Consider the following 11,642-nt stretch of genomic DNA (forward strand, 5'->3'; position numbering starts at 1 on the left):
CGGCCCTCTTATTTATTATCGATATTGAGCAAGATATTCAGTAAAGCTGATGCCGCTATCTTGCTCGAGTTCTTGCTGCTTCTGCAAGGATTTTTCTGCTAAATCAGCAAAGTAGGCTGCTTTTTTCTTGCTCAGCTGATGTGCTTGATAAGCTTCAATATGCTGATGCGCCAGCATCTGGCCAAAATGCCACATCCCCCCATGGGTACGGGTATCGCCAACAATCAATGCAGACAGCGTAGTATCCACTTCATCCACCCGAATCTGCATGGTTTGCATAGCTTTGCGATACAGGTCAGTGCCATAAGTCTCATCCAGCAGTTCCGCCAGTGGCTGCATCTGCTTCATATAGATCACACACCAATCTTCAATTGGATATTTCTGGCCATTTTCCCAGATCGCTGCATTGGCAGCGCGGCCACGGTTCACCACTTCAGCCTGATTCTGGTCAATCACATCCTGTTCATCCTGCAACAGGGCTGGGCTATCCTGTAATAAACAATACAGGGCTACCACTTCCAGGAAACCAGCGGTATTTTCATCGATCCCTATCGGGCTATATGGATTGACATCTACGGCACGCAGTTCAACATAACCAATGCCGCGATTCGCTAGTGCCTGAGAGGGGGTTTCTCCATCTTCCGGTACCTGTTTCGGGCGTACCAGACTATAGTATTCATTTTCGATTTGCAGCACATGGTCATTGATCTGGATCGGCTCACCATTAGCATCATCTAAGCCTAAACGGGTGAACGGTTTATACGGTGTTTTGACGGCCTTTTGCAGACCCTCTAAATAGTCATGCAAGTTGTTGTATTGAATACCGAGCTGTTTTTGTGCCGAATTCTGGTACCCAAAACGTCCCATACGCAGCGCAGTAGCATACGGGGTATACAAAGTTCCGCGCGTCAATGGCAGCATCTGATGGTCACGACCCGTCATAAAGCACTGACACACCGCCGGACTGGCACCGATCAGAAAAATCACCAATGGGGTCAGACGGATAAAGTTCCGGATCAAGCCCATATAACGATGGCTGCGGTAATCCTGCAAGCTTAAGCTTTTTAAAGCTTCATCAGTTTCATTGGCCTGCAAGGCTTCAAACAATTGATCCGGGAAAGATAGATTGTAATGCACGCCGGAAATGGTCTGCATACGACGGCCATAACGCACGCCCAGACCATGGCGGTACAGGGTCTTGAACAGGCCGATATTAGAAGAGCCATACTGTGCTAACGGAATATTGTCATCTGTGCTATCCAGCATGCATGGCATCGACATCGGCCAAAGCTTTTCTTCACCTTCCAGCTGGCGATTCACCACGGCGTGGATATCCATCAGGTAGTTCAGCGCACCCCGAATCGTGTCTTGTGGGGGGGTGATGAACTCCATCAGAGCTTCAGAATAGTCAGTGGTAATATGCGGATGGGTCAGAGCTGAACCGAGCGCTTGAGGATGCGGCCTTTGCGACAGAAAGCCATTGCTTTGCATACGCAGACTTTCTCGCTCGATACCGCGTAGCATCCCTTGGATGAGCGACGAATCTACCCAAGAAGGCAATACAGCTTGGGCAGTCGATTCAGGTTGACTCATTACAATCTCGCTTAATGGGCTAAACTATTAAAATAAAATCATCGATTTATACAAGTATAACGCGATTTGGGGGCTGCACATTATACCCCGCCTAGATTTCAGGCAAACCGTTGATTTTAATCCGGCAATTTTTTAACACAAACTTCCTCTATAAGACATGTGAAATTTGTGATTTTATTAACAAATAAATGCTAATGAATTGTAAACATTATGAATTATGAAGATATTTTAAATTTCTGGTTCAGTGATGAGGCTCAGCCGAACTGGTTTGCCAAAAACGAGCAGTTCGACCAAAGTTTGACTGAAAAATTTTCAGAAATTCTGCAGCAGGCCAGCCAGGCGGAACTGTGGTCATGGCGTAAATCGGTGGAAGGCCGTCTGGCAGAAATCATCGTCCTGGATCAGTTTTCACGCAATATTTATCGGGGAACAGCGCGTGCTTTTGCCCAGGACAGCCTGGCGCTGGCACTGGCTCAAGAAGCCATCAGCCAAGATCTGGACAAGCAATTGAGCCCGGAACAGCGTTCCTTTTTGTATATGCCATTCATGCACAGTGAATCCAAGCTGATACATGAATTTGCACTGAAATTATTTCAGCGCCTCGGCAATCAAGCCAATCTCGAATATGAAATTAAGCATAAAATCATTATCGACCGTTTTGGACGCTATCCGCATCGCAACCAGATTCTGGGCCGTGAATCGACCGAGGAAGAACTCAGTTTCCTGACCCAGCCGGACAGTAGTTTCTAGATATTTACCTGCTGCTAAAGCTGGATCACCTATCAGGAGAACCAAGATGAATAAGACCATCATTGCCCTAGCCCTTGCAGGCTCCGCCCTGCTCTCGGGTTGTGCAACAACGCCATCCAAGCCACTCACCTTCGACCAGCTCGGCCAGTACACCACCACGCCGCTAAATGCCCAGACTTATCGCATCAGTTTTAAGGCACGACCAAATATGAGCTTTGGTACAGCTGAAGAAATTACCTTGGTCAAAGCTGCACAAACGACCGTGCAGAATGGCTTCCAGTTCTTCCGGGTCAAGGATGATCCCAGCAATTTAACCCATCAGCCACCACGTGAAGCGATTGTCTATCCGAGCCCAAGACCGTATCCGTATGGCTATTATCGCCGCCATCCCTATGGCTGGTATGATCCATTCTATGACATGCCCTACCGCGTGACCGTGGAACCGGCACAGGTCGGCTATACCATCGAATGCTTTAAACAGGGACAGGCGCCACAGGATGCCTTTGATGCACGGCTGATCCTGCAGTCGCTGGGACAAAAATATGGCCTGAGTCCAAGCGGTGAAATGCTACAGCCACAGCCAGCGACGACTAATAATAAATAACAGGAGACTTTATGCCAGAACAGACCAGTTCACCGAGCCTACAACGCAGCAAACGCTTTGCTACCATGGCTTTGCTTACGGCCGTACTGGCCTGGCTGGCACTAATGGTGGCTGCCAAACTGCTACCGCAATATATCTGGCTGATCCATATCCTGATGCTTTCAGCAGAAGCCGGTGTGGTCGGTGGTCTGGCGGACTGGTACGCGATTACCGTGCTGTTCCGCAATCCTTTTGGCCGGTTACCGATTCCAAAGTTCCTGCGGGATCATACCGAAATCATTCCACGCAACAAGGCGCGGATTGCTGAATCCATGGGTCGCTTTGTGCAAGAAAATTTCCTGTCGCCGCAAATCGTGCAGCGCAGTCTGGCCAATACTGACCTGAGTCTGGCCGCAGGTCGCTGGCTGGCCAATCCGGCCAATAATCTTCAGGTCACCCAGGTGATCCAGCAGACTGCACCGCGGATCTTTGAATTTGTCGGTCAGGAGCAAATTTCCAGCTTTATCCAGACCAACAGTGTGCAGTGGGTCAAAAACACCCAAATCAACCATCTGGCCAGCGAAATGCTGCGTGCCGTGCTGGAAAATGACTTCCATCAGGATGTGTTACAGCGTGGACTAGATTTGGTGCATGTCTGGATGACTTCGCATCCAGACCAGACCCGTGAACTGACCCGTACCCTGTTTAAGGAAATGGGTGTGTGGAAACTGGCCAAAGGGGCCAGCTGGATCGGTATTGATGTCCAGCAGCGCAGTATTGATTCTGTCATTCAGCGCGTCGAAGCCATGCTCGCTGATCCCCAGCATCCATGGCGACTGAAAATTGAAGAGTCGGCACAACAACTGATGCTGGAACTGGCCAACAATGACAGTGAAGCTAGCCAGCGTCTGAATAATGCCAAGGATGCCCTGCTGGATAGCCCACAGGTGCTCAATTTTATCGGGGGTGCGGTGGTGATTCTGTGTGATGCCATCAAGGCCGATCTGGAAAAACCGGATTCTGGCATTGCCGAAAACCTGCGTATTGCGATTCAGCAGGTCGGGGAAAATATCATGTCCAATGACTCAGTACGTGAATTACTGAATAATCGTATGAGCGGCCTGGCGGTAGAGCTCAGTGACCAATATAGCGAGAAAGTGATCCGTTTTATTAGTGAACGGATTCATGAATGGGATTCACGCGAGATGATCAGCAAGATTGAAAATGAGGTTGGTGGTGACCTGCATATGATCCGCGTCAATGGTGTGGTAGTCGGTGGGTTTATCGGTTTGGCACTGGGGATTATTCGTGCTGTGGTCGAACATCTACTCTAAGCACTTTGAATATCTCTTTTTAGCATCCTCTCACTGAACAACCTGCTGATTCACCCATGGAGAATCAATAGCTTATTTTGGTGATTGTGACCCGTTCATATCGACCAACAGCCCGGTGATCTTGTGCACCACCGGCAGCAGTAACAGCACGATCGGAAAAGCGAAGGCTTAAAGATCATCCAGTTATGCAGCCAAAGTGACAGAAAGCCTTCCATCCAGCCCAGAGTGCACAGCATATTGATCAAGGAAATGATGCCACTCATCAAGCAGGACAGAATAAAAGGCACAATGATCAGCGCCAATTTGGCAGCAAGTTTAGAAATATTGCCGAAAATCACCGGACCTTGTTGCGAATCCATGGACAGCTCTTTTTGTTATGTCACTTTCACCAATATCAGTGATTTGAATTTCAGTGATCATTCATTTTTTATACAAAATTTTAGTTAGTTATACGCCAATCTCAACTTTTTAAGTCATTGAAATAAAAAGGACATAGCCTCATTTTAAATCCGTCTATGAAAATAAAATTACAGTTATGTCCACTGAAGAATTTATCATCATTGTCTATTTAATCATAGAGGAAATTTACCCAACTATAATCTCTGAACCATTAAGAAAACGTGGTTTTCCACCTGCTTTAACCGATATTGAAATTATCACAATGCAAATTGTTGGTGAGTGTCTCAAAATGGATACGGATAAAAGCATATGGATGTTTTTTAAAAACAATTACTTAAGTTGGTTCCCTCATTTAGGTTCATATCCTAACTTTTGTAAGCATTGTGCAAACTTATGGCAAGTTCATCAAAAAATCACAGCCCAATTAACTGCACATTATGGTCAGGATCATATTCATTTTATTGATGGATTTCCTATACCTGTTTGTCGTTATAGTCGAGCAAAAAGACACAAGAATTTCAAAGAACATGCAGGTTTTAGTTATTGTGCTGCACAACAAGAGAAATACTATGGTTTTAAAGGGCATCTTGTAATTAATTTGGAGGGTATGATTACTGGCTATACTTTCGCTCCAGCAAATGTAGATGAGCGTGATGTTGCACCAGAAATCACAGAAAATATTCATGGGTTACTAGGTGCAGATAAAGGTTACTTAAGACCCAGCTTGAAAGAATACTATAAATTTCAGTATGTTGATCTACAAACTCCTTTAAGAAAGAATATGCCGGACTCTAGATCTCAAGAATCAATGAGGTTGCTTATGAGAGCACGAAGGAAAATTGAAACGGTCATTGGTCAATTAACTGATCGCTTTAATATTCAAAAAGTAAGGGCAAGAGATTTATGGCACTTATCGCATCGTTTTATCAGAAAGATTTTGTCACATACGGTCTGCGTCGTTATGAATAAAAAATGTGGTTATTCGCCGATTCAATTTGAAAAGCTTATTTAAAGTTGAGATTGGCGTTTAGTTATAAATACTTTAATCATCACATAATCTATCAAATCATCCCTTACAAATCTGTAAAAATCTGCCCGGAACGACCCGTATATTTTTTATTCCCTGTAAATGGTTTTACCTAAAGAGTCGGAAATTTGCTATATTTGCTGTTTTTCTGCGATATCTATTTTCGACTGATTATGAATACGGCAATCCAAGCAGCTCTCGATCATGCAGTGCAAACCTTAAAGGCACAAAACGTACTCCCATCTGACTGGAACAACACAAGTAATTTGACGCGTACCAAAGACCGTAGCCACGGTGACTTTGCATCAAATATTGCCATGATCGCGTCTAAAGCTGCGGGAATGAAACCGCGTGATTTAGCAGAAAAAATCCTTGCTGCCCTGCCTGAAGTTGCAGACATCAGCAAAGCTGAGATTGCAGGCCCGGGTTTTATCAACTTTTTCCTGAATGCGGATCAGCGCTTCGCAGTTCTAGACCAGATTCAAGCGCAAAAAGAAAACTTCGGTCGCACCCAAGCCAATGCGGAAAAACGCATCCAGGTAGAATTTGTATCTGCTAATCCGACTTCTAGCCTACACGTCGGTCATGGCCGTGGTGCTGCCTACGGAATGACCGTTGCAAACCTGCTGGAAGCCACTGGTGCGAAAGTGGATCGTGAATATTATGTCAACGATGCTGGCCGTCAGATGGATATCCTGGCGACCTCTACGTACCTGCGTTATTTGGAACTACAAGGTCAGGAACTGGTATTTCCGAAAAATGCCTATCAAGGCGACTATGTTAAAGAAATCGCACAAAGCATTATCGACAAAGATGGTGATGTCTATGTCCGTCCAGTCGCAGACGTTTATAAAGACGTGCCTGAAGACGTGCAATATGCACCAGAACCCGATGCGGATGGCAACAAAGTCGTTCTGTCAGGTGACAAAGAAAAACATATCGATGGCCTGATTCATAACTCACAAAATTTACTGGGTGAAGGCTACCGTGTCTTCCATCAGGCTGCGCTGAAAGCCATTCTAGATGACATTAAAGATGACCTGGGTGAATTTGGTGTCACTTTCAACCAATGGTTCAGCGAAGCAACCCTGACTGAAAAAATTGATGAAGCGCTACAGACTTTAGATCAGCGTGGCTTCCTATACGAAAAAGATGGCAACATCTGGTTTAAATCGACCGAATTTGGTGATGAAAAAGACCGCGTGGTAAAACGCCGTAATGGTCAAACCACCTATTTCGCTTCTGACATCGCCTATCACCTGAACAAATTGCAACGTGGCTATACCGATATCGTAGATATCTGGGGTTCAGACCACCATGGCTATATCGCACGTGTTAAAGCTGCCATTGATGCGATGGGCTATGACTCGAAAAAACTGACTGTACTTTTGGTTCAGTTCGTGAGCTTATGGCGTGGTGGCGAGATGGTGCAAATGTCATCTCGTTCAGGCCAGTTCGTGACTTTGCGTGACCTGCGTAAAGAAGTCGGTAACGATGCGGCACGTTTCTACTACGTGATGCGTAAGTCTGAACAGCACATTGACTTCGACCTGGATCTTGCCGTTTCTCAAAGCAAGGACAATGCGGTGTACTACATCCAGTATGCCCATGCGCGTATCTGCCGTATGTTAGAGAAAGCTGCTGCAACTGGCGTAAACTTTGACGCTACAGCTGCACGTGCGTTTGCAGCTAAACTTGAACTGGATGCAGAAACTGAAATCCTGGCCAAACTGGCAGCTTATCCAGAAATCGTGGTGCGTGCCGCGAATAACTACGAACCGCACCAGGTGGGTAACTATCTGAAAGAATTGGCTGCCCTGTTCCACGGTTGGTACAATGAGAACAAGGTACTGGGTGATGATGCAGAACTGACTCAGGCCCGCCTACTGTTGTCTATCAATGTCCGCCAAGTCCTGCGTAACGGTCTGGAACTGTTAGGTGTGTCCGCTCCTGAGTCAATGTAAAGCACTGCTTTTACATTGATGCAAGACGAAGAGCTGTACTCAAAGTGAGCATGTAAGTAACCCAAAAATTATGACCTGTATGTTCACTTGGGCATACAGGTCAAAAATATGCTGTAAAGTTCGTGTATTGCATAATGACATTTGCGTCACGATCACATACGATGCAGAGAGTAAGAAGGCATAACCGCAGTTATGCCTTTTCTATCTGATAATAAATACAAAGAGGAAATCCCCAGTGTTTGGAAAAACGCAGCGCGGTGTATCTGAACGTCCGAACAAGCCTAAAAAACCATTGATTCCTGCATGGTTAGGCACACTCGTGATCATTTTAATCGTGTTAAGTTTTCTGGTGGCGCTCATGCTATGGAAGCCATGGGAACCTGTAAAACCAAACAACAATCAGACGACTTCTGAACATTATGAAGAAGAGGATACTAACAAGGATTATCGCTTCTATGATCTGTTGCCTAAACAGCAAGTTACCCCAATTCCTGAGCAGGCCGTACCTGAAACCACAAAACAGGATGCAGTGGTCATTGTCGAAGCACCAAAAGCGGAAGAAGAACAAACACCTGCAGAACCCGGATTGATTGATGAACCGGCTGCCCCTGTACACAGCTATATCCTGCAAGTGCGCAGCTATGATGATCCGGATCAGGCTGATGCCCGTCGTGCCGAAATTATTCTGAATGGCCTGTCTGCAGATGTGGTGCGAAGTGTGGAAAATGGCAAGGTCTGGTACCGTGTGGTTTCTGGTCCGTATGACTCGGTTGAGGCTGCCGTGATTGCCCAGCAAACCTTGCAACATAGCGGTATCGATTCAATTGTTGTGAAGCAGAAATAAATCACATATATAAAAAAGCGCCATTTGGCGCTTTTTTTTAACTGGCGGATTCAAGCGGCAAGTGCAACAGTATAAAAACCAGCCATAACTTCACTCGGTGTATACCAACCTAGCGTTTTTCTAGGACGATGGTTGAGTGCAAATTCTATCTGCTCTATTTGTTCGTTTGACACGTCATCAAACGATGATGATTTTGGCAGATATTGACGGATTAAACCATTCGTATTTTCATTTCTAGCTCGCTGAATAGACTTGTAAGGATCAGCAAAATACGTCTCTATCCCGGCATCAGTAATTCTTTTGTGTTCGGAAAATTCTTTACCATTATCAAATGTCACACTATAAGCATGGCTCATTCGTAAACGATCTAACGCACAAGTAATCGTTTGAGAGGATGCTCTCGTTGATCCTAAATGAACAATATGTACATACAGGCTCTTTCGATCAACAAGGGTTAATAAAGCACCTTTATGATGTTTACCAATCACCGTGTCACCTTCGAAATCTCCTAAACGTTGTCGTTGATCAATGACCTGGTCTCGACAGTGAATACTTGTTTTATCAATGATTTGCCCCCTACGATCCGTGTTTTTGTAACCTCGTTTTCGATATTTCTTCTGATGCCTTAAGTGTAGATGGAGTTTACCGCCTTTTGATTTATCTTGATAAATGTACTGGTAAATCCACTCATGTGAAGGTACATCCAGCCAACCGCGTTGTGTTAAAGCACCTGAAATTTGTTCTGGTGACCAGTCCAAGCCAATTAAATAATCAATATAGGCGAAGGCAAATGCTGTCATTGATGAGGAAGGACGGTACCGTCTTTGACTTGCAAATTTAGCTGCCTGTTGAGCCCTATATCCACGTTGCCCAGTATTTCTTTTTAATTCACGGTAGATGGTTGATCGTGAACGCCCTAACTCCCGAGCAAGGTTAGCGATTGAGCTTTTACTTTTCAAAGTAGCATAAATTTCGTATCTTTCATCTTGAGAAAGTTGGGTGTATTTCTTCATTGTGTGCTTTCCAATTGCGAGTTGAAAAAGTCTAATGATTCTATGAATACACCTAACTTTTTCAACTAACTACAAATGTGTCGCACTTGGGATTTGAATCTGCGATTTTTATAATCCTCCCCCTTGCAAAGCAGTGCTTCTCACTTTTTTCAAAGAGGGAAAATCTAGGAAATATTTATTATGGTTAGATTCTCTCTCCTTTTAGGAGAGGGCTAGGGCGAGGTCTAATTCCATATAAGTCCCCTCCACCTAACTTTCTCCCACAGGGAGGAGGAATATTTATTACAAATTAAATCGTATGACCTAGTGCCTCACCCATCAACACCGTTGAATTAGCCTTAAACTTCTCATCCCACTGCATCTTATTCTCTTCAAACAGGATGATTGCAGTAGAACCCAAATAGAAACGGCCTAGCTCAGCACCTTTTTCCAGGAACAGGTCATGCTGGTTCAGTTCGATACGCCCAGACGGTTTTACCTTACCGGTTGCGACGGTTTCAATCCCCGCTACGATCATGGCGCCAACTAAAACCACCGCCATACGGCCCAGTTCAGTATCAAACAGGCACACCATACGCTCGTTACGGGCAAACAGACCTGGAATATTTTCTGCAGTTACCTGATTCACCGAGAACAGTTCACCCGGTACATATAAGGTTTCAGTCAAAGTACCAGCAAATGGCATATGCACACGGTGATAGTCACGTGGTGACAAATAGACGGTTGCAAATTCACCATTTTTAAAAGGTTGCGCCAGTTGTGGATCGGCAATCAAGGCTTCAACCGTAAATTTCTGTCCTTTGGCTTGAAACACATCACCATCTTCAATTTTGCCCAGCTGGGAAATCGCACCATCAGCTGGAGAAACGATGCTGGTCACATCCGAATCCACCTGACGCACGCCGGTACGCAAACCACGGGTAAAGAAGTCATTAAAAGAGCTATATTTCAACGCATTGGTCTGCTCAGCTATCGACATGTCGATGCCATATTTCGCTTTAAAGGCAGAAATCACCGCAGTTTTGACAACTGGATTTTCACTGGCTGCAATTTTGCCGACCACACGGGACAGACGGTGTTGTGGCACAACCTTTTGAGCCTGGATAAAAAGTTGTTGTTTTAAACGCGATGTGATGCTCAAGATGGCGACTCCCCTGTAGCGATTGGACTATCGAGGCGGTTGCCCCATTCACTCCACGCACCATCATAAGCCTGGATTTCCCAGCCAAGTAGACGACCTAAAATATAAGCCAGCCCTGAGCGGTGATGTGACTGACAGTACACCACCACAGGCTGCTTCAGATCAAAGCCCAGCTGTTCCAGACGCTGTTGAGTGCGCTGTAAAGGATGCAATTTTAAATGATTTTGCCGGTTAAGGGCAGTACTCCACTCGAAATGACGTGCCCCGGTAATGTGACCGCCGCGTCGCGCTGTCAGGCGCAGACCGGTATATTCTTCTTCAGTACGACAATCCCAGAGTTGAACCTTGCCCTGCTCGACCTGCTGACGTAGCGCTTTATAATCAATACGCACCTCTTTTTCATGATCCAGCTGAACGGGAACCAAATTCTCTACCGGCTGTAAGTTCACCGGATCAGACGAGGTTGGCAGCCCAGCTGCGATCCAGGCATGAATCCCGCCATTCAGCAGGCTGGTATTTTCAAAACCGATGCAGTGCAGGTTCCAGAGCAGACGCCCCGCCCATGCTCCACCCTCGTCGTCATAGGCTACGACATGATGATCTGTCGAGATATTTAGATAACGCACTAATGCTTCAAGACCGGCTTGATCTGGCAACAGACCCAGCGCATTTTCTTCCTGACGCACCAGCATTTTCGGCTGCAGTTGCAAGGCATTCGGAATATGCAACTGCTCATACACCGAAGCACGGCTCAGATCGACAATACGGAGTTTTTCATTGCCCAGATGTGGCACCAGGTCTTCTGCTTCAATCAGCAGACCAAAATTAAAAGCTGAAGCTGTCATCGTTGTCATAGGAATTATGGTTCAAATCAGTCTGATCTTAGCACAGCTCATTTTTACAATTATGCGGTTTTTAATGGGTTATTTATCACAATTTATGATAACGAATTTGGCAAACAGAACATTGTATAAAAAAACCGTCTCAGGTTTGA

The 11,642-nt window shown here is 45.5% G+C and carries 10 protein-coding genes and 1 pseudogene; 6 read left to right on the forward strand and 5 right to left on the reverse strand.

What is annotated here, in order from left to right:
- Window positions 1-15 precede the first annotated feature (15 nt).
- A complete protein-coding gene (gene gshA / locus ABEF84_RS14825; protein ID WP_347454627.1) occupies window positions 16-1,593 on the reverse strand; it encodes a glutamate--cysteine ligase in 1,578 nt (525 codons plus the stop codon).
- A 210-nt stretch (window positions 1,594-1,803) separates the two neighbouring features.
- Here gshA and ABEF84_RS14830 point away from each other — a divergent pair, with 210 nt between their 5' ends.
- From ABEF84_RS14830 to ABEF84_RS14840, 3 genes are read left to right on the forward strand one after another with little or no spacing between them, the layout of a single operon-like run.
- Window positions 1,804-2,343, forward strand: coding sequence for a DUF924 family protein (locus ABEF84_RS14830; RefSeq protein ID WP_347454626.1), 540 nt, complete (start codon window positions 1,804-1,806; stop codon window positions 2,341-2,343).
- 46 nt (window positions 2,344-2,389) lie between these two features.
- A complete protein-coding gene (locus ABEF84_RS14835) occupies window positions 2,390-2,947 on the forward strand; it encodes a CC0125/CC1285 family lipoprotein (RefSeq protein ID WP_347453312.1) in 558 nt (185 codons plus the stop codon).
- 11 nt (window positions 2,948-2,958) lie between these two features.
- Entirely contained in the window at window positions 2,959-4,260 is a 1,302-nt protein-coding gene (locus ABEF84_RS14840; protein WP_034584790.1) for a DUF445 domain-containing protein, read from the forward strand.
- Between the two features lie 72 nt (window positions 4,261-4,332).
- Here the strand turns inward: ABEF84_RS14840 and ABEF84_RS14845 are convergent.
- Window positions 4,333-4,619 (reverse strand): annotated as a pseudogene (locus ABEF84_RS14845) (DUF2798 domain-containing protein).
- A gap of 176 nt (window positions 4,620-4,795) precedes the next feature.
- On the opposite strand from ABEF84_RS14845, the gene ABEF84_RS14850 reads away from it, so the two are divergent.
- The 3 genes from ABEF84_RS14850 (at window position 4,796) to ABEF84_RS14860 (ending at window position 8,494) form a co-directional block, all read left to right on the forward strand.
- Complete coding sequence (locus ABEF84_RS14850; RefSeq protein ID WP_347454369.1) at window positions 4,796-5,671, forward strand: IS982-like element ISAba825 family transposase; 876 nt, start codon at window positions 4,796-4,798, stop codon at window positions 5,669-5,671.
- 188 nt (window positions 5,672-5,859) lie between these two features.
- Window positions 5,860-7,650 (forward strand): arginine--tRNA ligase, encoded by a 1,791-nt coding sequence (gene argS, locus ABEF84_RS14855; RefSeq protein ID WP_034584565.1) that lies wholly within the window; start codon window positions 5,860-5,862, stop codon window positions 7,648-7,650.
- A gap of 235 nt (window positions 7,651-7,885) precedes the next feature.
- Window positions 7,886-8,494, forward strand: a complete 609-nt coding sequence (locus ABEF84_RS14860) for an SPOR domain-containing protein (RefSeq protein ID WP_034584563.1) — start codon at window positions 7,886-7,888, stop codon at window positions 8,492-8,494.
- A gap of 50 nt (window positions 8,495-8,544) precedes the next feature.
- Here ABEF84_RS14860 and ABEF84_RS14865 read toward each other — a convergent pair whose 3' ends face one another.
- From ABEF84_RS14865 to ABEF84_RS14875, 3 genes are all read right to left on the reverse strand, one after another.
- Window positions 8,545-9,507, reverse strand: coding sequence for an IS30-like element IS18 family transposase (locus ABEF84_RS14865; RefSeq protein WP_075174500.1), 963 nt, complete (start codon window positions 9,505-9,507; stop codon window positions 8,545-8,547).
- Between the two features lie 289 nt (window positions 9,508-9,796).
- Window positions 9,797-10,648 (reverse strand): archaetidylserine decarboxylase, encoded by an 852-nt coding sequence (asd, locus tag ABEF84_RS14870; protein WP_034586166.1) that lies wholly within the window; start codon window positions 10,646-10,648, stop codon window positions 9,797-9,799.
- On the reverse strand, window positions 10,645-11,493 hold the full coding sequence (locus ABEF84_RS14875; RefSeq protein WP_034586163.1) for a sulfurtransferase: 849 nt from the start codon (window positions 11,491-11,493) through the stop codon (window positions 10,645-10,647). Before ABEF84_RS14875 ends, asd begins: the two co-directional genes overlap by 4 nt.
- Window positions 11,494-11,642: the final 149 nt, after the last annotated feature.

This window comes from Acinetobacter sp. ANC 7912, assembly GCF_039862785.1.
GTDB classification, from domain to species: Bacteria; Pseudomonadota; Gammaproteobacteria; order Pseudomonadales; family Moraxellaceae; genus Acinetobacter; species Acinetobacter thermotolerans.